At 57.0% G+C, this 23763-nt stretch carries 15 protein-coding genes and 2 pseudogenes; 7 read left to right on the top strand and 10 right to left on the bottom strand.

The window, feature by feature from the left end; genetic code table 11:
• Window positions 1-26: 26 nt before the first annotated feature.
• Both AVCG78_RS08950 and AVCG78_RS08945 read right to left on the bottom strand, forming a co-directional pair.
• The gene (locus AVCG78_RS08950; protein WP_071204332.1) at window positions 27-1445 is read right to left on the bottom strand and encodes an aminotransferase; all 1419 of its coding nucleotides are present in this window, start codon (window positions 1443-1445) and stop codon (window positions 27-29) included.
• Between the two features lie 931 nt (window positions 1446-2376).
• Window positions 2377-2970, bottom strand: a complete 594-nt coding sequence (locus AVCG78_RS08945; protein WP_174089686.1) for a LysE family translocator — start codon at window positions 2968-2970, stop codon at window positions 2377-2379.
• A 169-nt stretch (window positions 2971-3139) separates the two neighbouring features.
• On the opposite strand from AVCG78_RS08945, the gene AVCG78_RS08940 reads away from it, so the two are divergent.
• Window positions 3140-3598 (top strand): Lrp/AsnC family transcriptional regulator, encoded by a 459-nt coding sequence (locus AVCG78_RS08940; RefSeq protein WP_071204346.1) that lies wholly within the window; start codon window positions 3140-3142, stop codon window positions 3596-3598.
• Between the two features lie 35 nt (window positions 3599-3633).
• Here AVCG78_RS08940 and AVCG78_RS08935 read toward each other — a convergent pair.
• Window positions 3634-4026, bottom strand: a pseudogene (locus tag AVCG78_RS08935) (recombinase family protein); the annotation flags it as partial.
• 1214 nt (window positions 4027-5240) lie between these two features.
• Between AVCG78_RS08935 and AVCG78_RS08930 the strand changes: the two are divergent.
• Complete coding sequence (locus AVCG78_RS08930) at window positions 5241-5771, top strand: helix-turn-helix domain-containing protein (protein WP_197434959.1); 531 nt, start codon at window positions 5241-5243, stop codon at window positions 5769-5771.
• Window positions 5772-6134: 363 nt separating this feature from the next.
• Here AVCG78_RS08930 and AVCG78_RS08925 read toward each other — a convergent pair whose 3' ends face one another.
• The 3 genes from AVCG78_RS08925 to AVCG78_RS08915 are packed head-to-tail and all read right to left on the bottom strand — an operon-like array spanning window position 6135 to window position 12770.
• A complete protein-coding gene (locus tag AVCG78_RS08925; RefSeq protein ID WP_071204321.1) occupies window positions 6135-8402 on the bottom strand; it encodes a DEAD/DEAH box helicase in 2268 nt (755 codons plus the stop codon).
• On the bottom strand, window positions 8359-9681 hold the full coding sequence (locus AVCG78_RS08920; protein ID WP_071204319.1) for an ATP-binding protein: 1323 nt from the start codon (window positions 9679-9681) through the stop codon (window positions 8359-8361). Before AVCG78_RS08920 ends, AVCG78_RS08925 begins: the two co-directional genes overlap by 44 nt.
• Window positions 9678-12770 (bottom strand): TerB N-terminal domain-containing protein, encoded by a 3093-nt coding sequence (locus AVCG78_RS08915; protein ID WP_139191388.1) that lies wholly within the window; start codon window positions 12768-12770, stop codon window positions 9678-9680. The genes AVCG78_RS08920 and AVCG78_RS08915 overlap by 4 nt, the downstream gene beginning before the upstream one ends.
• A gap of 677 nt (window positions 12771-13447) precedes the next feature.
• Between AVCG78_RS08915 and AVCG78_RS08910 the strand changes: the two are divergent.
• Both AVCG78_RS08910 and AVCG78_RS08900 read left to right on the top strand, forming a co-directional pair.
• Window positions 13448-14451, top strand: a pseudogene (locus AVCG78_RS08910) (IS110 family RNA-guided transposase).
• A 1251-nt stretch (window positions 14452-15702) separates the two neighbouring features.
• Window positions 15703-16620: a methyltransferase domain-containing protein gene (locus AVCG78_RS08900; protein WP_081355470.1), complete on the top strand. Its 918-nt coding sequence runs from the start codon at window positions 15703-15705 to the stop codon at window positions 16618-16620.
• Window positions 16621-16826: 206 nt separating this feature from the next.
• Here AVCG78_RS08900 and AVCG78_RS08895 read toward each other — a convergent pair whose 3' ends face one another.
• The 3 genes from AVCG78_RS08895 to AVCG78_RS08885 are packed head-to-tail and all read right to left on the bottom strand — an operon-like array spanning window position 16827 to window position 19626.
• Window positions 16827-17615, bottom strand: coding sequence for a heme ABC transporter ATP-binding protein (locus AVCG78_RS08895; RefSeq protein ID WP_071205738.1), 789 nt, complete (start codon window positions 17613-17615; stop codon window positions 16827-16829).
• 29 nt (window positions 17616-17644) lie between these two features.
• Window positions 17645-18730 carry a FecCD family ABC transporter permease gene (locus AVCG78_RS08890; RefSeq protein WP_071205740.1) on the bottom strand — a complete coding sequence of 362 codons (1086 nt, stop codon included), beginning with the start codon at window positions 18728-18730 and terminating at the stop codon, window positions 17645-17647.
• The gene (locus tag AVCG78_RS08885; RefSeq protein ID WP_234665183.1) at window positions 18727-19626 is read right to left on the bottom strand and encodes a heme/hemin ABC transporter substrate-binding protein; all 900 of its coding nucleotides are present in this window, start codon (window positions 19624-19626) and stop codon (window positions 18727-18729) included. Before AVCG78_RS08885 ends, AVCG78_RS08890 begins: the two co-directional genes overlap by 4 nt.
• Window positions 19627-19956: 330 nt before the next feature.
• Between AVCG78_RS08885 and AVCG78_RS08880 the strand changes: the two genes are divergently transcribed.
• Window positions 19957-20298 (top strand): antibiotic biosynthesis monooxygenase family protein, encoded by a 342-nt coding sequence (locus tag AVCG78_RS08880; protein WP_060717864.1) that lies wholly within the window; start codon window positions 19957-19959, stop codon window positions 20296-20298.
• A 7-nt stretch (window positions 20299-20305) separates the two neighbouring features.
• A complete protein-coding gene (hutX, locus tag AVCG78_RS08875; RefSeq protein ID WP_071205743.1) occupies window positions 20306-20839 on the top strand; it encodes a heme utilization cystosolic carrier protein HutX in 534 nt (177 codons plus the stop codon).
• Between the two features lie 47 nt (window positions 20840-20886).
• Here hutX and AVCG78_RS08870 read toward each other — a convergent pair whose 3' ends face one another.
• The gene (locus AVCG78_RS08870) at window positions 20887-21039 is read right to left on the bottom strand and encodes a hypothetical protein (protein ID WP_156583010.1); all 153 of its coding nucleotides are present in this window, start codon (window positions 21037-21039) and stop codon (window positions 20887-20889) included.
• Between the two features lie 271 nt (window positions 21040-21310).
• On the opposite strand from AVCG78_RS08870, the gene AVCG78_RS08865 reads away from it, so the two are divergent.
• Window positions 21311-23740 (top strand): mechanosensitive ion channel domain-containing protein, encoded by a 2430-nt coding sequence (locus AVCG78_RS08865; protein ID WP_234665184.1) that lies wholly within the window; start codon window positions 21311-21313, stop codon window positions 23738-23740.
• Window positions 23741-23763 lie beyond the last annotated feature (23 nt).

The following is a 23763-nucleotide window of genomic DNA, read 5'->3' as shown; positions in this document are numbered from 1 at the left end:
AACAAGCTCCATGATTTAATACGCGATCACATAATCGCTCCACTTTTAAGATCGTGTTCTGTTTTTTCAATCGCTAGGTGTAGCGTCGTGACGATCCGATCTATGTCGTCTCTTCCTATGATGAGCGGCGGAGACAGGATGCACAGGTTCTCGTAAGGACGAACCAACAACCCCGCCTCCTGGCAATGGTGGTCAACCCGTCGCGCGAGCGCTATGTTTTCTACAGTGGGTCCCTTCTCCGCCCCGGTCCAACACTCGACGCAAGCCATGAGATGATCTCCGCGAACAGTGTAGACAACCGGAGATGCCGACAGCTTGTAAAGCTGCTCCATAAAGTATGGACCGACATCTCGTACATGTTCGCAGACGTGCTCGCGCTGCATAAGTTCGATATTCTTAAGTGCAACTGCGCAGGACACCGGATGCCCAGAGTAAGTGAATCCGTTTGAAAATACCGGCTTGCCGCGCGGCGCATCTGCGGCAATCGATTGCGAAATACGCGTCGATATCAGGACAGCTCCAAGGGGGGCATAACCTGAAGTTAAACCCTTAGCGATTACAAGAAGATCGGGATCAATCGAGAAACGTGCCTTTGATGAAAAAAAATGTCCGAGTCGACCGAATCCAGTTACGACTTCGTCAGAAATGTAGAGAATGTCGTGCATGCGGCACAACTCTCTTGTTGCAACATGATACCCCGATGGAGGGATGAGCACGCCGCCAGATGCGAGGATCGGCTCAGCCACAAAGCACGCGATGTTTTCCGCTCCAATCCGGGCGATCTCGCGCTCCATTTCGCTGATAAGTCGTTCAAGGGTTTCTTCAGAGGTCTCGTCATCCACGTCCAAATCGTAGCCTGGACTTGATAGATGATGTACAAAACTTTCCTCGTAGTGAAACAGCGTTCGGTCAGCGGCTTTCCCGCTCAGTGATGCAGCGAGAAATGTGCTGCCGTGATAGGCATTATGCCGTGACAGCACCCATCTCTTTGAATATCGGCCTTGCGAAGCGAAGTAATAGTGAGAAATACGCACAGCAGAATCAATAGCAGTTGAGCCGCCGGTAGTAAAATGGACGCGATCCAGATCGCCGGGTGTAATTTCCGCAAGCACCTCCGCCAAGCGCGCTGCTGGTTCGTTTCCTATGTCTCCAAAAGGCGTATAATATGCCATTCTTTGCGCTTGTGCCGACATTGCGATAGCAAGCTCGGTGCGACCATATCCGAGGGTCATGCACCACATTCCGCCGATTGCATCGAGATATGTCCGCCCCTGGCTGTCGCTAACGCGGATACCCGAGGCACTCGTCATTATAAGTGGGCACCCGTCTCCTAGAGCACTCAAATCCGTCCACGGATGAAGTACGTGTAGCTTATCAGCTTGTGAAAGGCTGAGGTGAAGCGATTGCAAATTGCGGATGTCGGGAGATTTTTCGGAACTGAGCATAAATCAACTCCACAAACTTAATGTTTTCTTCAGCAGACAATCATTCTAGGTCCCGTGCTCACCGAGCTAAATGTGCAGATTGTTGAGAGGCTAGTCTTGAACAGAACTGACCTCGCCTTCCTTAGAAATTAGAATTTTTTTTCATTAGTGATCGCGTTTCAGCCAATAATGCGGCGGGAGAACAAGTCGATAACGGCGGCAACGTAAATCCACCCTTCCGCCGCCGAGACTGGAGAATGAAGCGCACGTGAGCGTTTCCTCCCGAACGGGACGTGCGCCTTCCAGCGCATGCTGTGAACGGTCGTCGAGAAGTGTGCCGGAGGGGTTTTTGGTGATGGGGTGAGGACTGGTACAGTCGCAGCGCCTGCCGTAATCTTCGTGAAGATCGATGAAGGCAGGCACAGCGCCGACCGAACGGCTAATTCTACCCGGCGCCGCGCCCTACACCGTGCGGAACACGAATGCCGGGTTATTATGGCGCAGACGGAGCTTCGCGTCCATGTCATGACGGCTGCCATGGAGCAGATGAACACGATACCGGACGCTTCTTTCTCTGCGAGCGTTGCCGGGGCCAAGTGCTGATCTGCCGATGCTGCGACCGCGGGCAGATTTATTGCGCTGAAGGTTGCGCGCGTGTCGCCCGTGCCGGGCACCGTCGGGATGTTGCCAGGCGGTATCAAACGAGCCGGAAGGGATCCTGCGAGCAAAACCCTTGGGTTTTCCTTGGGTAACTCAGTGTCCACGAAACCGGCAGCAGGCCAATCTGCCCTTTGACCTCGTCCGCCCAATGACGATGCAGCTCCCGTCCCGACTTCCTGGTCGTGAGAACGTCCATTGTACTGTCCATGGAGGAACTCTTGTTGCTCGTCCCTGGAAATCCGATCACAGATCACGATGGCGAGGACAACGTGGGAGCGGAAAACCCGTTGCCCTAATGAAAGATGATTGGGATCAAACTCAACACGAGTAGCAATGCCATTGTGAGATTAAAAACCCTGATAATTTGTGGCGAAACCAGCAAGCGCCCGATGTACGCGCCGAGCCCTGCCCAGGCGACCGTACTAATGAAAGTTAACGCACCAAACACGAAAGCAAACAGCGTGCCGAGGACCGCATAACCGATCTGTTCGCTAACGTGGCCATGAGCGACAATTGCGCCAGTCGCCATCACCCAGAGTTTCGGGTTAACGAACTGAAGCAGTATACCCTGCGTGAAGGAAAGAGGTTTTGCGTTGCACGATGCCATGGGATCAGCATCAGCTAGTTTTGGCTCAGCACTAGCGATCTGCCACGCAATCCAAAACAAATAGGCGATGCCAACCCATTTGAGAATCAGGTAAACGCGCGGCTCTGCCACCACCGAAGCACCAAATACCGCGACAATGAACATGATCACCGCAACGCCGACTGCGATCCCGCTCATCAGCGGCAGGGTCCGCATCAACCCGTAGTTTGCCCCTGAAGCCGTAGCCATCGTGTTGTTCGGTCCAGGTGTTGCTGCCATAGCGAAGGCAAACCCAATCAAGCTAGCATACCATCCAGTATCCAATGAACTTCTCCGTTGAAAATATCGATAATTATCCAGCGACCCATAATATCCAACGCGATGGAAAATTGGATTGCGAAATTTCTGATTATTTGTTAAATAATGAAACATTATGCCAATAATCGCTCTATATAGTTAAATGGATGCCATGAAATTGGATGAGATCGATCGCCGAATAATCCGCGAGTTGCAGCTTGATGGGCGAATTCTTAACAACGAACTTGCAAAGCGCGTTGGTCTCTCCAATTCACCTTGTTTGCGACGAGTAAGGCTCCTGGAAGACGCAGGAATCATCAGTCGCTACGTGGCAGTCATTGATCAGACGAAGGTCGGTTTGAAGCTTTCTCTATTTGCGAGGGTCTGGTTGACAGCTCAAGATGCGGAGACGATCGATCTCTTTATCGGGGCCATGAAGCAACTGCCCGAGGTCGTGGAGTGTTACATCATGCTGGGCGAGAGCGATGCGTTGCTGCGCGTAGTCGTAGCCGATATTGAGTGCTACCGACAGTTCCAATCGTCACACTTGACCCGGAAAAACGGCATCAAGAATGTCAAGACTGACGTTCCGAGCGAGGTGGTCAAGCAGGCGTCCGCTCTTCCGATCTAGGTGTTTATTCCCGCCATTTGATGAATAGGGTCGACTTCGGAAAATTCAAGCTTCTGCTTTGTCATCACGCGCGGGCGTCCACCGGCCCGTCCACGCGCACGGGCGGCCGCCAGCCCCGCCATGGTGCGTTCGTGAATAAGGTCTCGTTCGAATTCCGCAAGTGTGGCGAATATTCCAAACACGAGCCTGTCCGTCGCTGTCGTGGTATCGACATCGCCGGTCAATACCTTGAGCCCAACGCCCCGTTTCTGCAGATCGCTCACCAGGCCAACGACATGCGTAAGCGAACGGCCGATACGATCGAGCTTCCATACAACGAGGGTGTCACCGTCCCGAGCGATGTCGAGCGCTTTTGCCAGACCGGGGCGCTCAGTCGAGCGACCCGAGCACACGTCGCCATAGACCCGCTCGCACCTAGCTCGCTCCAGTTCGTCGCGCTGAAGATCGAGCTTCTGTTCGCCGGTCTATACGCGCATGTAGCCAATTAGCATATCCATTCCCCGCTTCCGTATTAACTTAGAAGCACGGGAGTTTGTCGGCTATAGGTTTCTGCACGGGTATTTATGTAATTTGGCAGCCTTTCCAACGGCTTTGTGACTGGCTCCACATCAACATATCAAACCGGAGTTTGTTGGACGAAGCATCTACCGCGCTGTGTCGGCAAATCTTCACCTATTTTCTGTGGGGGGCTCAACGCATACCGGATTGCAAGATTGAGGTTACGTCCAACCGACATGCCGATGAACATTGTCCATATGGCGGCGGCCATAAATGGTACAATAGGGGTTGCCGCTGCGATCATTTCGGATTCTATGATATAGTGTAGCGCGAATTCTAAAAGGAAGGTCGCAAGGATTACGACAAGCATCATGCCGTCGCGGGGGAGAGAAATGCTCCGCTGCGAGTGATCAACCGAGATGTTCCAAGTCCGAGCATGATAACGGTCGATCATCAGCCCAACGCCGGATCCGCAAATGCACGTCAAATGTTGCGGCCGTTGCATTTGCGAACAAAACAGCCCGCATCGTCTTGGCGCTGCTGAGGTTTGGCGGGGCCTATGGGAATCCAGGAGAAGGCGCGACAATGAGAACAGCGTGATCGCCGGGTTCGATCCTAATCGGGTCGATGTGGTGGTGAGGATAGAAGGCAAATGATGGCAAAGCCGGGCTAACCGGGAACCAGCAGAGCCCGTTGGGCGCATCGAACTGCGAGTTCGCGTCGCGTGATTGAGAGTTGGCTTGCGGATCTACCGTCAAGGCCGGGGCCGCAGGGTGCGGCACGCTTAAGAGGCCGAATAGATGACTGCAGCCGCAGGTTAGCCAGATCTGCATTTTACCCTTGCAAAGTCGGGGGCGTTCAAAGCTGTGCCCAGCAGAGTCTTGACCAAATCTTGATCTGAAACCATACTCATGTTTGGCTCCCTTTTTGTTGGAAAATACCGGCGGAAACCGGAATCTTTGATCACAATTTGCACCCTGGTTTCCATTATATTAATAACAATTAATGTTCATTGGAAGTCATGTCGCCAGATCTGTATGGTAGGAATACACGAACGTCGTTTACTGTGTCCCACACCGACATAGGCTGGGTGGAGAATATTACGGGCGGCCGAAGGTGTTGGAAGTTTCGGCTGCATTTTCATATGGGCGAAGAGATCGCACATATTCTTAGCGGACGAGTACGCTTGCGACTACCTCAGCACACGCGGATTTTTGAAGCCGGTGAAACGGCAGTTGTGCCCGGCGGAATGGTTCACCGCTTCGAAGCAGTTGACAACGAGGGTTGGGCTTTTTCTTCGAATTTTATTTCCGGTAGTAGGTCGCCAGATCTGCGCGCTTTTTTAACCTCCCGGTTAAATGGTGGATTCGTAGAATATGTTTGCAACTCCTTATTTTCGCGCGAGACGCTCCATACCGATGTTGACGCAATCGCGCGTAATTGTTCGCTTTCGGCTGGCTATCTCTCTCGCGCATTTCACCGCGCAACCGGCACTGGTATCCATAATTATCACGTCCTCATGGCGCTCGAAAAGTCGAAAAATCTCCTGCGCGAACAAAGGTCAATAGTCAGTGCGGCGAATGAAGCAGGCTTCTGTGACCAGGCCCATTTGACGAGAGAACTCGTGAGAACGCTTGGGATGACCCCCTCTATCTTCAGGGAGGCATGGGCTTAATCCGGGCCTTGTCGCAACAAAGGGGCCAGGCAGGGGCGGCAATAGCGATCCCTTGAATTCTTGAGCGGGCACATCGGCTCGGCAGGCAGATATCTAAGAATCTGTTCTGAGTGCGGTCGTTGAAGTTGACCTGCTGCCGCTTTAAGTCTCGGATTATATCGCCCCGCCTGTAACTCGCCTCTCTTTGCGAGTCGACGCGGGTCGCCGCACAAGGGGGTCAGGGAGGCCGGGCTTCCAAATCTGCCGATCATGACCCGGTAGCGCAGGGAGGGGGCTGCTCTCCCAAAGGTGCAAAGAATATAGATGCCGCCCGACGTCTGTCTGGAAACTAGAGCACGACTAAGGTGGCGTTCCTGCGCCAAGTCACGGAAGGTTGGCTTCTCGGCCGTCGCAAAGGCTGATGGCAACGCCTTGGAGAGCACCGTAGTCGAGCCGTTCCTTGACCATGACCATCGTCATCAGGTCCCACGAGAGATGGTTGTCAAAGCGCGCGACATTTGGTCTGGCCACTCCAGTCATCAAGGCTTCTATCGTCGGCACATCTCCCACCGCCCACCGCTCGAGGCACTGACCGATGCCTTCGGGATCACAGTCCTGTAGTTCGAGGGAGTGCTGATACTGCGCGGTCCGGAAATCACGCGAGAGGAAGGCAAGGGCGAGGGTGGTCAACTTCCTGGTCCCGATCCAGGGCAGAACCAGAGCGCCATCGGCGTATGGCAGGATCGATTGCGTGGCTAGCCCAAGTTCACCAAAACACGCCCGTGCGCTGCCCAATATTTCCACAGCGACGCGGTCGATGTATGCGTACTGCTCGCTGCTTTGGAGCACTCGTTTCATCTCCAGCGCTATGCGATCGTGCAATCCACCGACATTCCCGCTGAAGCGCGGCGGCTTGCCGCCCCGGGTCGGTTTTACGGTTATGACCCGAGTGGCGTCTTCCACCTCGATGACCTGCCAGCGCCGTCCGGCGAAAATCAACGTCTCCCCCGACCTGATTGCCGAATCCAGCGGGTAGGTGCCCAACGTTCTGGCGTCATGCATGATCCGGTATTCTCGCTCCGTCGAGAACACCGGGTAGAAGTCATGCGCCTCGGTTATCCTTTCCCCGAACTCCCCGATCATCAGCAAGCCCTCCGGGGACTGCTCGACGAGCTTGTTCTCCTCAGACGCCATGCAGCGCAGCAGATCGGCGAATGTCGTGCGATCCACCGACTTGAAGGGACCCCGGTCGCATAGGATTTTCCATGCGGCCTGCGGTGAAACGCCCCCCTTTTGGAGGATGAGCGCGAGAATTTGGTGAACGAGTGTCGAAAGATGCACTCCGGTCGGGGCAGGCGGCTCGCACCAGCCGTCCTTGAGGCATTCAATCATGGCGATCGATTGGACAAGCCCGAGGTTCAGGCGCTCGAGAGGATGCTGTCCGCGACCCGGATTGCGCTCGATGACGAACATCCGCATGACGGCCGGGCTTCCTGCCCGTCGTCCCGAACGGCCGAGGCGTTGCCTGAGCGACGACACCGAGAAACCCGGTCCGATCTGAGCGACGGATTCCACGTCACCGATATCGATGCCGAGTTCCAAAGTCGTCGTCGCGACAGCCGTCGTCGGGCGGGGATCGTCGCGGAGTCTGAGTTCGACATCCTCGCGTTCGGCCTTGGACAGGCTGCCATGGTGGGGAAAGAATTCGTTCGGGACTCGGTTCTCCTCGCACATGAGGCGAAGCCGATCCGCATAGAGCTCGACCCGCTCCCGGGAGCCGCCGAAAAGCAGGTTCCGGTGCCCCCTCAGAAAACGAAAGAGGTCGTCCGCCAGGCGTTCCGGGATGCCGTGCCGTTCGTCCGCCTCTTTGTCGGGCGGGGCCTCGTCGTTCTCGCCGCCGTCGTCCTTGGGCGCCTCTTCCTTTTCGTAGTATCCCCGGATCTGCAACTTGAGGCCATTACCTTCGTCATTCCCCTCGATGACCACCACGTTCGCGCCGCCGGCGGGTCGGAGCGCGTCGGCGGCCAGCCGCATATCACCGAGCGTCGCCGAGAGGCCGACACGGTCGATCCGCTCCCTCCCGCATTCGATCTCGATGCGATTGAGGATTGACTGGAGCTGCATGCCCCGCTCGGTCCCGATGAACGCGTGGAGTTCATCGATGACGACGGCCTCCAGCGAGGAGAACAGGAATCGTATTTCCTTGCCCCGGCGGACGAGGAGCGCCTCCAGCGATTCCGGCGTGATCAACACGACCCCGCTCGGATTCTTGCGCGCCCGCGACTTGGCATCTGCAGACACGTCGCCATGCCATTTATGGAGAGGGATATCGCAGGCCTCGCACAGTGGCTCGAGCCGACGGTACTGGTCGTTGATGAGCGCCTTGAGCGGGCTGACATAGAGGATGCGGAAGCCGTCCCGCCCGTCGCCGTCGAGGACGCGGGTCAACAGCGGCATGATCGCTGCTTCCGTCTTTCCCGCAGCCGTGCGGGCAGATATGACGACGTCGCCGCCCGCGAGAACGGCGGGTATCGCCTTTTCCTGAACGTCCCTCAGCCGCTGCCATTTCTGTGCCCAGATCCAGCGCCGGATCGGTTGGCCGAGACGCTCAAAGGCGGAGGGTTGCAAGCTCGTCGTCCCCGTCGTCGGCATCCACCGGGATTTCCGCCTCGTCCGCGCCTTGCCGATCCTCGCTCACTTCGACACGGGGCAGCAGGTCGTTCCACTTGACCTCGGGGTTCTGCTCCAGGACCGCGAGTAGGTCCACAAACGCCTTCACTGTGTTTCGAGGCGTGCGGAAGTAGGCGTCGCCGATCGTGTTCGAACAATGCTCCATGAAAGCGATGAGAGCATCATCCGGGACCAGATGCTTCTCCGGCTCGCCACCCGCGAACACATCGCGAAGCCTTTCCAACAGGTGGAACAGTTCTTCCGGGGTGAGGCTCGGAAGGTTGATGACGGGTCCCGAATAGTCGGCGAGGCCGTTCACCGCAAAGCTGTTCTCGGCAAGTCTGCTCTGCAGCGCCGCGTAGGAGTAGAGACCCCGGCGGGTGTCGAGCAGAAACTCCGGCGTTCCGCCGAGAATGAAGCCGATGCCTTCGGTGGTCCCCTGTAGCACGTCGTTCAGGATGCGGAGGATCTGCTCGTAGTTCTGCTTTCGGGCCTGGGCGCTCTGCAGCTTGTAGAGATTCACCAGCTCGTCAAGGCAGACGATCATCCCCCCGAACCCGGCAACCCTGACGAATTTCGCCAGAAGCCTCAGGCCGTCGTAGAAGGACGCGTCGTCGAGGATCGTCCTGACGCCGAGATCCTGCCGCGCTTCGGTCTTGGTCGTGTACTCGCCCCGGAGCCAGCGGAGGGCGGCATCCTGGAGAGTGCCATTCCCGTCTTCATATCCGCGGGCGTAAGCGGCGACCACCGTCGCGAAGTCGTAGCCAGCAACCATTTCGCGGATATCGCCGAGCCCGTCCTTGACAGCCGTCTCGATCGGCACGCCCGTCGCGCCCGCTTTCTCAGTTGCCTTCTGGATGTAGCTTTCGAGAATGTTACGCAGCGCGCCTCCATCTGGAGCGGTGCGGGTCGAAAGGCTTCTTGCCAGCTCGGCATAGAGCGAGCGAGCCTGGCCGTTGGTCGCGTGGATGCGTCGGTCGGGCGACAAGTCGGCCTGGCATACAGCCAGCTTGCTCTGGAGGGCTATCTGCCGAACGAGGAATAGGAAGAACGTCTTGCCAGCCCCGTATGCGCCGATCACGAAACGTATGCTCGATCCACCTTCGCCCACCCGGCGTATGTCACGAATGAGCGCGTCGATCTCGCGCTGACGTCCGACCTGGATGTGCTGTAGGCCGAGCCTCGGGACGACACCCGCGCGGAGCGCACTGATGATTGTGTCGCGGTCACGCGGCTTGATGGCGGGTGGCTTGGTGGTCATGCGGGTATGCCTTCTTTGATAGCTGCTGGACTTGTCGGAGGTGTGGGAAGCAGATGGCTGTTGATGTCCAGTTCATCGTCGCCTTCGATCATGAGTTCGTCGAAACGGTCGAGCGCCCAATCGTTGATCGCTTCCTTCGCCGCGCCAGGCATCAGGGAAGCGTCTCGTGCCAGATGTTCGAAATCGTCTTTCGACCAGCTTGCACGCTGAAGGATTTCCGACAGGAAAGCCCCGTATCGCTGTTCGAGGCCTTCGAAGAGCTCGCTTTGGGTGGCTTGTACCGGGGTCTCGAGGACCAAAGTGACGGCTTCTTCCTCTTCGTCGACGAAAATGTCGGCGAGGACGTTCGAGGTAACCCGTGTTTCCGAGCGGATGCTCTGAAGTCTCGAAAGGTCGATGCGTGTCGGCGAAGGGGAGGGCGTGGTTTTTGAGGAGGGGGCGGAAGGCGCCGATGTGGGTCCGGCTGTATGCGTCGCGCTGCTCCCCGCGTGAAGACGCTCGTAGAGAGACTTCTGGTCGATCCCCATCCTTTTGAAGATCGCCTCGAGTTTTCTGACCTCGTCGGCGTGCAGGTCGCCGTCGGCGGAAGCGAGCGCGACCAGTTCGGCGGCGACAGCGTCCCGGGCGCGTTCGGGGACGTCTTTCAGACGTTTGAACCAGTCATCGAGGCGCGCGGGGTCCTTTTCGTTCAGCCGGATCTCTGCTTCCAGCCTCCGCTTTTCATCTCCGGACAGGTCTGTGGAGGTCGCAATCCGGTCAAGGAGCGCCTTTCGTTCCATTTCGTGGAAATCGCCGTCGGCATGTCCGACCACCATGCCCAGCATCGTCGAGAGCTGTTGAGTACGGTAGACGTCGGTTGCCACTGCGGGGAGGGGGGCCGAGATTGGAAACAGGATCGCCGTGTCACCACCTGCCGACGACTTCACGGCAAACGCCGGATCGAAGGTCGCGCCGATTCCGAAACCGGAAAGGGCCTGGCTTAGATCGCGGAGCTTGGCCTTTCCGGGGCTGGCCCCCATCTCGATGCCTATCTGCTCGGCGAGACGGTCAATACGTGTTTCGGAAGATTGGTCGGCGAGACGTTGGAGACCGGCCAGGGGATCGCCCGGCAAACTCGTGGCGGCCGTCATCCGCAGAGCCTCGGGGAGCTTGGATATGGCGAGCAAATTCGGCTGCAGACCGGGGAGACGTCCAAGAGTGCGGCTGTAATCATCGAGCTGCTCCATGCAGTCGTTGAAGACCCGTCGCGCTATCCGGATCGGCTCTTCCCGGTCGGTGATGTCCGGAATGTCTCCGCCGAGGACCTTGATTTCGAGATTGAAGCTTCCGCTGCAGGCCTGGTACTGCTTCTTGAGCTTCTTTGTCCGTCCGGCCTTCAGCCGGTAGCCCGCCGGATAGAGTTTCGCGAATTCCAGATGGTAGAGTTCTCGCAACAGGGAGGGGACCCGCTTGGCAGGCGTGCGGACGCTGGTCTCCGGATGGGTCAGCGCGAACCGAAGCATCAGATCAGCCTCGATCGGACGTTCGTCCCGGACCCGGATACCGAGGGCGATCTTGACCGCAGCGGGGACCTCATAGCCGTTAGGCTCGACCCTGGCGATAAATTGGGCGGAGGGCTCACCGCTCCTGAGTTCGGCTGCGGTCAGCAACTCCGTGGCATAACGGTTGAAAGAGCCGTTATGGCCGTAAACATCGAGAAGTCGCCTGACCTCCGCCAGCACGGCGGATGTATCGGAGGCATCGACGTCGAGGAGCAGCCGCCGTTCGAGGCCGTAGAAGTAGAGGAAGACGTAACCGATGTAGTCGTCTGGATTCGACCTGCCGCCTGCCAACCATTCCAGATAGGACCTTCTGGCTTCCGGGGACATCCCGCCATATGATGGCCAGTATCCCATGGACACACCCGCCGGATCGCGGCCTCTTCCCACGGTTAGCCCCGGATCGACCAGACAGTTATCGTTTTCGTTCAGCCTTCCCTGCTTTCCGAGAAAACCTCCGAGATAGAACATTCCGCCCAATATCGTGACTGAAGAGACGGTGACGGACTTGCCCGGCGAAATCCATTCGGCTCCGGCCATTTTGGCGGCAGAGGCGTCCGTCCTTGGGGGAGGGGGTGCCGACTTTGGTTCGGCCGCCTTTGCACGATGGAAATTCAGCAGGGTGCCTGTCTGGGTGGGTATCGGGGGGTGCGTTACGCTAGTCTTTTGCCCACGCTCGGTAACATCGGTGAGGTCGTCGTTCTCGCCAGCGGACAGGGCTTTCGCTTTGGATGCGTTCGCCTTGATCCAGTCGGTGACGTGTCTGTTGCGCGCGTCCATTGACGGCGCGCGGTCCTGATACGGCGAGGTGGATTGCTCAGTCGTGGATTGCTCCGTCAGGACCCGAAAGGCGTCCTTGTCCCAAATAAGTTCTGCTGTGGTGTCGTCGTCAGGAGCCGTGCGTATGCCGCTGGCGCCCGCGGCAAGCATCCTTCGCTTCCGTCTCCTCCAGAACAGTAAGACACCGCCGACGGACAAACCGACAAGCGCCACGTTCCAGGGCGCGTTCTTACTATCGGACGGAGCCGCCGATGACCGAGGAGCGGCGGCTCCGTCGCCCGAGCTTTCGGTCGTCGGCGGGGTGCTGTCGGCCTGCCGGGCGGGTTGTGCCTCCTCTGAAGGCGGAGTGGTTTCGACAGCCTTTACTTCGGCGAAGGGTTCGACCGTACTGGACGCAGAGCCGCCAATAGGACCTAACGGCTTGGTCTCGACTTCCAGAATCTTTGGTAATGGCGTTACGCTTTCCGACGACGAGCCAGAAAGTGGGGGCTTTTGATCTTCCGCCGCCGGAGAGGTCGGGAAAAGGCGGTCGATTGTCGCCTGGTCCGCCGCGCCAGTAGGAGGCAGGCCGTTCGCTGTCTGGTAGGCTCGTAGCGCTGCGATCGACCTCTTGCCCCATGCGCCATCAGGGACGCCCGGCTTGAAGCCCTGGTCGACCAATGCCTTCTGAATGTCACGAACTGATCGCTCCGCTGCCCGGACCGAGACGGCAGCCAGCGAGCTTAGCAAAGCCGCAGCAACAACCACAACAACAATCGGCCGGAACTCCACGAAAACCTCACCCCGAAGTAGACGTCCATTATACACGGATATCTTGCATCACAAATAGCTTGTTTACATTCAGAGTCTCGAGCCCCTCCTTGTCGGCAGCTGCGCGATGGGCGCTGGAGAACGACAGCGCAGCATCGCTAGGCTTTCATTGGGTGTTCAAGGTCGTTGAAGGAGCTCGAAGCCCTGCAAGCGTTCCTCACCTGTAAGGATGATAGCTGCCGCATACAAACGACGCTTCGAGCGGGGTAGCAGCATCTGTTTATGGAAACCCATATCATGAGGCCCATGCCCCATGTGCTGGAAGGCTTAACCCTCTATCGGCTGACGAGGCCTGTGTCGACGTGGAAGCCAGTGACTGCATGTGGTCGCGCCTATTTCCATTGGGCCTACTATGCTGGAGGCCTCGGCCGTTTGCGCTACCTGCTCTACACGGGAGTCGGTTGTCTCCCTAATCTGTAAAAATCCAGATAGCTGAGATATTTAAGAAAGAGATCTAAGCGGGTCAAAGATTCAGATCCCTTCAAGAGCCCTGATTTCCACATACGATGTGGAAAACACTGTTAACTAAATTCGAGGATATGGCCAGACGTGAACTGATGGGGTGGATGCCCCCTCCGGCCGGCATCGGAGTATGATGCCTGCCCAGCGCCATGGTGGCGCTCACGGAGGAAAGGCAGATGACACAGGTACATATCCTTGCGATCGACCTCGCGAAGCGGAGCTTCCAAGTCTGTGGAACGGATCGCGGCGGCGCGGTTCTATTCAACCGGCCTCTCTCGCGAGCCCGATTACAGCAACCTTTGAACGAGCAGTCGCCGTGCATCGTCGCGATGGAGGCCTGTGCCACCAGCCATTTCTGGGGCCGCTTTACTCAAGGCTGTGGCCATAATGTACGACTAATTCCGCCGATCTACGTGAAGCCGTTTGTCAAACGGCAGAAGAACGACGCAGCCGATGCAGCGGCGATCGCGGAGGCTGCACAACGACCGAACTTGCATTATGTCGAGGTCAAGAGCGCTGAACATCAGGCGCGTGCGGTGGCGTTTCGAACGCACCAGTGCTTCGTGACCCAGCTCATCAATGCGTTGCGCGGGCACCTCGGCGAATTTGGAATCGTCGTTGCTCAAGGACCAGCCAATCTCACTACGGTGGTAGGCATTCTGGCCGATCAGACAAATCATCTCCCTGATGGAGTCCGAGAGATAGGTCAGCTCTACCTGGACCAGATCAGCCTGCTGACCGAGAAGATCGATGGCCTGATGCTGAAGCTTCGAGAAGCTACCAATGCGAATGAAGATATGCGTCGACTTTGCACCGTTCCCGGCGTCGGCCCCGTGACCGCCGGCGCGATCCTCGCGTTTGCTCCCGATCTTCGTGCATTCAAGAGCGGCCGGAACTTTGCTGCTTGGCTCGGCCTTGTGCCCAGGCAGCACTCAACGGGTGGCAAGACACGACTGGGCGGTGTCAGCAAGATGGGGCGACCGATATTCGAAAGCTCCTCATTGTCGGAGCCATGAGCCTGATCCGCTGGATCGTGCGCAAGGGCGTGTTACCGGATAACTGTTTGGGAAGCATTCTGGGCCGAAAGCCTCGAATGGTGGCTGCTGTCGCGCTCGCCAATAAGATGGCGCGCATCATTTGGGCAATGATGACTAGGGAGCAGAATTACAGAATGGCGTGATCCGCTGCCTTTCTCGAAAGGCAATGCGGTGATGCCTGGGGCCAACAGCCCCGGTAAGAAGATCGACTGACGGAACGATGCGGAAAGGACTTCAATGTTCAGAATGGGGTAAACCAGTCCCGGCGCTCGAGCAAAAAGCTCTCTGAACCGATGTGGCACCTGTTCTTCGAACTGCATCCCGGCCCGTGGCTAATCAGGCCACATCAAGAGGCCTGACACACGACCGATAGAATTCCTCGTTCGCGGACAGCCGTCAAAAAATCTTCTTGCCAAACCGGGGGCATCCACACACGCCCCGCCGCGATCCGTTCCACAGACTTGGAAGCTCCGCTTCGCGAGGTCGATCGCAAGGATATGTACCTGTGTCATCTGCCTTTCCTCCGTGAGCGCCACCATGGCGCTGGGCAGGCATCATACTCCGATGCCGGCCGGAGGGGGCATCCACCCCATCAGTTCATAAGGTCGGGGATCTGTCCATGCGAGACGAGAAAGCGCGGACTTCTGATGCTGCCGCTTTTTTCGTCGATGGTGACCGCATACGCGGCAACGCGGATCTAGAGGGCGGGCATCGCACCTGTCGTTTTTCCGCAGACACAATGGTCGACGCCGGTCGCATATCTCCAGGCGCAATGCCGCCCCGCTTCTTTTTGAACTGCATCACAATATTTTTTCGACCTCATATATATTGAGCCCTCCCATTTAGAGAGGGGGCAATGAAGCTTGCTTAAAGAGGTGGAACTGACTCTTTATGTCTGGCTCGACTATTCGGCCGAGGAAGCCCCGAGAGAAGATACCGCGGTTTCCACAGCGGACCATTTCTGTGGAAATCATTTTACAATTCAGACTTGACACCATTGGAACCATTGGGCAATTTCAAACTGTATTTTACAGGGCGCTGCTGGCTATCTGAATGTTTTCAATGAAGATACGACCGGCCTCTTAATCAGCGGGTCGTAGGTTCGAACCCTACATCACCCACCATTTTATCAGTAACTTCAATGGTTCTGATTTAATTTCCTTAGCTCTGATGTTGCGAACATCGCGTTCAATTCGATGGTTTCTTTATTGAGACTGTTTTACGGGCGCTGCACTTTCGTTTATCCGCTTGTGATTATCAGTGCGAAGCCATTCGATCTGCTGGAATTTTCCAACTTTTCTCTGCTATCGTTTCAACGGGAATGATTTGTTTCCGCGTCGGATGTGACTTGAAAGCTGGTCTCACGTTTCCGTTCAGTGCTGTAGTGAGGAAAGATGTTTGATATACGTGCTCTGGTATGGCCAGTAGATGACGATACTATGAAGCCTTGGGTGCGTCGGTTTCTCGATGATGTTTTGTCCCGCCCATTATTCAGCAGGATGATTTTGTTTTCTTCGATGGAAAATCGTCTGGATATTCGAAACCGCTTTGCAAGAAAGTATCTCGTTGGCCGGGGCATTGAACTCGGTGCGCAGCAGGTTCCGACAAAAACCTCGGAAAACTGTCAGGTCGAATATGTCGATGTCGTTTCCAACAAGACGTTGGTCGAGCTCCATCATCTGCCTGAGGAGGATCTCGTGCCGCTGACACATGTCATCGACGGAAACGATCTTTCGGTTTACGCCGATGGGGAACTGGATTTCATCATCGCCAATCACGTGCTTGAACATTTCGACGATCCGGTCGGGGGCCTCTGCGAATGGATAAGGACCGTCAAAAACGGAGGTAAGCTCTTCATTACCTTGCCCAATTTTCGCTGTAACTGCTACGATGTCGACCGCGTGCCGGCGCGGCGTGATCACCTGGACCTCGACTACAGGGATTCGGAAGGTCGGGCTGCCCGTAACTTCCAGCACTATGTGGAGATAATGCAAACGCTCTTTCAGCTGTCTGATCCCGTCGAACAAAGACGTCAGGCGCAAGAGTGGATCGATGCAGACCTCAGGCAGCACTATCACGTCTATGACGAAGAGACGGTAAAGGATGTCGCGGCTCTTGCAGCGAAAGCGTCTTCAGTCGGATTGCGGTATGTGGACGGTCTTTTGTCCAAGGATGGCTTCGAATTTTTGTTCATTCTGGAAAAGCAACCATCCGGGGGACTGCAAGGCTGGCCTTCGTCAATGCGTAGCACGATCAGTGCGTTGCTTTGCCATGCACCGTTTCTCAAACGTGAGATCATGCGTCGTCAATGATCGCGCGCCGGTCGCGCTATGGCTTCGGACAAAGCCTGCACCCTAGCCATTTTTGTGGCTGGGCGGCGCCTAATGCTTCTTCACCATTGAACTTGTTTTGTTCTCTACCATCGTCGTAATATTCATGGTTCGTTCTTGATTATTCCAAAGTTTCATCCAAAAATGGCTGTGGATTCCTGTGGATAACTTTTGCCGGCAGCGGCTGATTAAGCCGGAATGTTCAGCCTGGATTGCGGCAGGACGAAAGGGAGGTTGGTCGGCGCGCGGCTGACCGTTCCACTCAGTCCATAGACGGAGGCGATGATGTCGTCGCGGATGACCGTTTGCGGCGACCCCTCGGCAATCAACTGACCACCATCCAGCACAATCAGACTGTCGGCGAATTCTGCTGCGAGGTTGAGGTCGTGCAGAACCGCAAGCACCATTCCTCCATCAGCGGCAAAGGTGCGGGCGATTTCCAGGACGGAAATTTGGTGGGTTAGATCCAGGCTTGAGGTTGGCTCATCGAGAAACAGGGCGCGTGGGCCGGTTTCATCGACCGCTGTTGGCAGTTGCGCCAGGACGCGGGCAAATTGCACCCTTTGTTGTTCGCCGCCAGACAAGGCCTGATAGGGGCGCGCTTCAAAGGTTGAGAGGCCCACCCGTGCCAGCGCCTGTCTTGCGGCCTGGATTGGTCGGGCGCTTCCAGAGGCCATAGCACCCATCCGCACCACTTCCAGGGCAGTAAACGGGAACGAAAGGCTGGTGCTTTGCGGCAGGACGCCACGCCTGCGTGCTAGATATTGAGGTTTCAGGCGGGTGATATCCTGACCGTCATAGGCAATTTTGCCGCTGTCGGCCCTCAGGTCGCCGCAGAGCAGTTTCAGCAAGGTTGACTTGCCCGCGCCGTTTGGACCGATAATGACGGTGAAGCAACCCGGTGCAAGGCGCAGGCTGATCCTGTCCAGCAACAAACGCCCGTGCCGGTGCAATGTCAGATTTTCTGCGGTTATCATGGTGTGCTCGCTTTGCCTTTTTTGATGCTCTAATTTTCCATCATGCCGCGCCCTTGGCGGCCAAGCAGCAAGAGCAGAAAAACCGGCGCGCCGATCAGTGCTGTGACGATGCCGATCGGCAGTTCCGCCGGTGCAACAATGGTGCGGGCAAGGCTGTCTGCTATCAGAAGCAGGCTTGCGCCACCCAGTGCGGAGGCTGGCAGGAGGAAGCGGTGCGATGGTCCGATGGCCATGCGCAGCAGGTGTGGGACGACGATGCCAATAAAGGCAATCGAACCAGCCACGGCCACAGCGGCTCCACAAGCTGCGGCCACAATCAGCACGCTGGCCCGTTTCAGCCGCTCCACTGGAATTCCCATGTGAAAAGCAGCGGCATCACCCAGCACGAGCGCGTCCAGTCCACGCGCAATGAAAGATACGCTGGCAAGCGCACCTAGAATGAAGGGTGCGATTGAGGCGGCTTTGGCATAGGTCGCCCCGCCCAGCGATCCCAGGTTCCAGAAGGTGATGTCGCGCAAGGCCCGGTCGTCGGCCATGAAGATTAGCAGGCCCGTTGCGGCCATGCTGAGGGCGCCGATGGCAATGCCTGATAGTACCAGTGCGATGGTCGAGGTTTGGCCGCCACGGGTGGCGATGGCATAGAGCAGGGCGGTGTTGAGCAGGGCGCCGCAAAACGCCATGATCGGCAGGAATTCATCTCCAAGGGCTGTTTGCAGCGGTAAAAGCAGGCCGGGGCCAAGCACGATGGCCGCCACTGCGGCAAGGCTGGCCCCGGAGGTGATGCCGACAATGCCAGGGTCGGCCAACGGGTTGCGAAACAGTCCCTGCATCATCGCCCCGGAAAGTCCGAGACCCGCGCCCACCAGGACACCCATCAAGGTGCGGGGCAGGCGGACCGCCTCCAGCACGATACGGTCCTGCTGCGCCAGCGCGCCATGCCCGGAGAGATATGTAATCAGATCGCTCAAGCCAACCCCGGTCGGCCCGCTGATCAGCGAGACGAAGCAGGCCGTTGTAAGCAGTGCCGCCAGTAGAAGCACGGCTGTCATGCCACGGCGCGAGCGGTCACCCGTCGATGCCGGTAGCATTGATGATGAGGTCACAGCAATCGTCACTGAATGGTCGCCTCTGGGTACAGCTTGGACGCCAGTTCTCGGGCTGCGTCAGCGGTGCGTGGCCCAAAGCCCAGCAGGTAAAGCCCATCCATGCTGAGAAAGGCCTGGGTCTGGGCTGCCGGACTAGTGGCAAGGGCTGGTAAAGCGAAGATTTCCTTGGCGGATAGCGGGGCTGCGCCATGATCCATGGTGAGAATAATGTCGGGTGCTGCGGCAATCACGGCTTCATCGCTGAGTGGTTTGTAGCCTGTGCTGTCGCCCACCGCATTGGCGGCGCCGGCAAGCCGGATCATCGCATCGGCTGCCGTGTCTTTGCCGGCGGCCATGATACGACCATTGGCGATGGACAGAACGAACAGGACCCGCTTTTTCTGGGCTGGAAGGTGGGCGAGATCAGTCTTTAACGTATCCAATTGTGTCTCGAACTGGCTTGCCAATGCCTCTGCCTGCGGCCCCTTGCCGATTGCTGCGCCGACGGCACGGATACGGGGAGCGACGGTTTCCGCCGAAGGCTGTTGAGGGATGTTCACCAGCGCGACACCGCTTTGCGCCAGCACGGCCAGGGCATCGGGTGGCCCGGAGCCCGCCTCGGTCAGGATGAGATCGGGCTTCTGGGCCAATATGCCCTCGGCGGAAAGGCGGCGCATATAGCCGACATTGGGCTTTGACGATACTTCAGGAGGATAGAGGCTGGTGGAATCAACCGCAACGATGCGCTCCCCGGCACCCAGGTCATAGAGAATTTCGGTGACCGTCCCGCCAATCGAGACGATGCGGCTGGCCTGGGGAAAGCTGTCCGCCGCGAAGGCCGTTGGCGTCATGGTCCAAGGGAGGGGAGGCGGGAGGGTAACAAGACCGAAAAGTGCAAGCGAGGTCAGAAGAGAAGAAGGTCTCATCAAGGTATCGTCCTGAAGGTTGCCCAGGCAACGCCATTTCATGCGTTTTCAGAGCTGGATTGTGTATAGTGATCGAGCCCCTTCGCGGGCGTCGGGTCCGGTCTTCACGTGACGAATGACGACGAACAACAGCGGGCTGGATTTTAACTTGACTATAATGCACAAGTTTTCATAATGACGCAACAGGACAGGTGCATGACAGCGCCGTGTGTTTTGTCAAATACACAAAAGACGCTGTAACGCTTTCTATCTGCTGCATAATTCCTCAAGCCAATTCCGGTTTGAGGAATTATGCAGCATCGCATTTCCAGCCAACGTGTGGAGCAGACTATGTATATTGCAATGAACCGTTTTCGCGTCGTTCCGGGTTTCGAGGACGTGTTTGAAGCTCAGTGGCGTGATCGTCAGGGCCGCCTGGCGGAAGTGCCGGGCTATGTCGAATTTCATATGTTGAAAGGCCCCAAGGGCGAGGACCACTCGCTTTATGTGTCCCATACGGTCTGGGAAAGCCATGAAACCTTCGTTGCCTGGACGAAGTCCGAGCAGTTCCGTGCGGCCCATGCCAATGCCGGGCAGAGCAAGGTTCAATATCTTGGCGGTCCGCATTTCGAAGGATTTGAAGTGATCCTTCATGAAGACAGCACGGGTACGCGCAGTTCCAAGGCGGCCTGAGACGATCATGGCCGCTGTCGATACTGCCCGCCTTTCACCGCTTGAGGTTGCCAAAGCGGCTCTCGCCGAAAAACCTGACGGCGTGGTGGAAACCATTGCAACGGAGGCAGGGGTAACGCCCGCCGAGATTCTGGCCATTTTACCGCCAGATTGTGTGACCATCGCGCCGTCAGAGGCTTTCGAACCGATCTGGACCCATTTGTCAGGTTGGGGCGATGTGCTGACCATCGTCCACACCAAAGATGTCGTTCTGGAAGTGGTCGGCGCTCTTCCGCCGGGGTCCATTGGCCATGGCTGGTTCAACATTCACGGCGACAGTCCGGTCGGCGGCCATATCCGTATCGACCATTGCCGCTCCGTCGCCTTTGTTGACCGGATGTTTCATGGCCGACGGTCCCTGTCGGTGTGGTTCATGAATGGTGAGGGCGCTGCAATGTTGAAGGTCTTTGTGCGCAGGGATGCACAAAAGACTTTGATTGCCGAGCAAGTCGCTCTGTTCGAGCAGTTGCGCTCCCAGTATCGGGGTTCGGTGTCGGGATAGGGCTGGTTATTGCCAATCTGGTGACCTTAAAACTCCTAGAGCTTTGCTTAGCCGCCGGAAACCTTCCCGGCGGCTTTTTGCTTTTGCTGTTTGTTTTGAAAGTCCCGGGAATCGAGTATTGAACGCATGCATGGCGCCAATTGAGGGCTGCCGTCCTGCTTGGATGTGGTGCTGTTTTGTGCATAAGGCGGTTTGGTCATCGATTGGCCTGAAATATGCTGCAGGCCAGCATGACGTCGTCTGGAGTGTGTCAGGGAAATAAGCGGAAGCCGGTTTTCCTGAAAAGACAAACAAAAACAAAAAAACGATGGTCTGTTTAGGTCAATATAAAGCTGACAGACTGTCCTGCATTATTTCTGATACCGGATGCGGTTTAAGTGATTATGCAGCAGTTTTAGGGTGCTACAGCAGGTTTCGTGCAGCATGTCATATGCGCGGCGCTGTAATCGATGCGGACAAAGGGACAGTGATTTGCACAGCCTGAAGAAGTTTCTAGCGCTATTTCCGATCATCCTGCTGATTGCTGTTGGGATAAGTTCTTTCGGGCTTCATGGTTTTGTCGGGACGGCACTGGCGCAGGATAGTAATTTTGCCGATGACGATCCGGTTGCCAAGGCACCTGCGACGCTTGACCAGTTACAAAAGAAAATCGATTCGCTTGCCAGCATTCCGCAAAAGGCTGGAAACAACGACCGCGAGTTGATGGAGGCCAAATCCAGCCTGGACGACATTGTCGGACAATTGCAGGGCATGAAGCTGCTGATTTCGCCGCGTCAGGATGATATTGCCGCTCGCTTGAAAGAACTCGGTGATCCGCCGAAGGACGGCCAGCCTGCTGAAGCGGCTGACGTGACCCAGCAGCGCAACAAACTCAATGCCCAGAAAGCACAGATTGCTTCTGTCCTGAACCGGATCGACGAAGTCAGCAAGTCTGCGAGTGATTTGTCCATCAAGGTCACTGCTGTGCGGCGGGAATTGTTCACACGGCAATTGCTGGCTCATACGGACATTTCCGTTGACAGTATGACGGATGCCGCCTTGTCCTATGGCACGGAAGCGAGCCGATTTACCGATATGCTCGAGGGGTGGGCGGGTTTCGCCTGGCGCTTCAAGAAAATTTCGCTGGTCTCGGCCATGGTTCTGTCGCTCGCCATGGCGTTGGGATTACGGCTCGTTCTTCAGCGGATTCTCGGGCCAATCATCGAGCGGGGCAAGCTGGAGGAAAACCCCTCCTATATGAGCCGGTTTTCAGTGGCCTTCTGGGCGACGATCATGCCGTCCTTTGCCTTCAGCTTCTTCCTGATTTCCAGTTATTTCTTTCTAGACACCTTCAGCGTCATGCGGCCGGACATCGAGCCGATCATCGCGTCGTTTTTCGGCGTGTTCTGGCTGGTGTTTTTCTCGTCACGGCTTGCAATCGCCGTGTTTAATCCGTGGGCGCCGAAATGGCGGCTCGTGCATGTGTCCGACCGGGGCAGCCGACAATTGGTCGCGGCCTTCGTGGCTATGACGGTGATCAACGGTCTCGATTATGGCCTGTCCAGTATTGCGCAGACATTGGGATCGCCAGTCGAACTCTCGGTGTTGAAGGGGGTGGTGTCGTCAAGCCTGGTCGGTCTCATCCTGCTCTGGGTTTCCTTCATTCGTCCGCTTCTGCCGAAATCCGAGGATGAAGCCGCCACGGGTGGCCGTCCATGGTCGAAGCGGACAGCCATCGCTCTTCGGGTCTGCGGCGTCTGGCTGATCTTCACCAGCCTGATCGGCTATATTGGCCTGGCCCGGTTCGTTGCCAGCCAGCTTATCCTGACGGGGGGCGTGGCGGCCACCATGTATATCGGCATTCGTTCAGGCCGGGCTGTGTCCGAGCGTGACCGGTTTGCCGAGACGATCGTGGGCCGCTTCCTGCAGCGCCGCTTCAATTTCGGACCCGTCGCCCTCGACCAGTTTGGTATTGCCGCCGGATTGTTGATCTACGGCTTCGTTTTCGTGATCGGCGTTCCCCTGATCATGATGTCCTGGGGGTTCCAGCCGCCGGATATCCAGACGTGGTTCTATAATCTGTTCATCCAGATCAATGTTGGCGGCATCAGCATTTCCATCGTCGGCATCTTCAGCGGGATCGCCATTTTCCTGATTGGTGTCGTGCTGACCCGCTGGTTCGAGAAATGGCTTGACGGTAATGTCATGGCGCGGTCGCAGGTCGATCCGGGCGTGCGCAATTCTGTCAAAACCTCCGTCGGCTATTTCGGCGCGATTGTTGCCGGTTTCATGGGCCTGTCGGCGGCCGGTATCAACCTGTCCAGCCTGGCGCTGGTTGCCGGTGCCTTGTCGGTCGGTATCGGTTTTGGCTTGCAGAATATCATTTCCAACTTTGTCTCAGGCCTGATCCTACTCTTCGAGCGGCCTTTCAAGGTCGGCGACTGGGTGGCGACGGGTACGAGTGAAGGTTTTGTGCGGCGTATTTCGGTGCGCGCCACGGAAATCGAAACCTTTCAGCGTCAGTCGATCATTGTGCCGAATTCGCAGCTGATCAACGCCTCGGTCGGTAACTGGACCCATCGTAATAAGCTGGGTCGAATCGATATGGAGATTGCCGCCAAGGCGGTCAATGATCCACGCCATGTCATGGGCATGCTGAGAGAGGTAGCAAGCGATGTACCCGGCGTGTTGCGCACCCCCGAACCGGTCGTCGTCTTCAAGAAATTTGATGGAGCGGATCTTGAATTTGAAGTCCGGGTGTTTGTCGGCGATGTCTTGAACGGTCTTGCGGTGCGCAACGAGTTGAGACTGGGGATTTTCGAGAGGTTCAAAGCCGAAGGCGTGATTCTGAAGGAAGAAGCTGCTGATGCGGAAGAAGTCGTGGCAGCAGCAGCGCCGCTGCCACCATCGCCCGCTTCTTGATAGGCAACTGCTCGTCGCAGGCA

This window comes from Gillisella vitis (assembly GCF_021559775.1).
Taxonomy (GTDB): Bacteria; Pseudomonadota; Alphaproteobacteria; order Rhizobiales; family Rhizobiaceae; genus Allorhizobium; species Allorhizobium ampelinum.
Note: the sequence above shows the minus strand (reverse complement) of the source record. Positions and strands in the feature narration are given on the sequence as shown.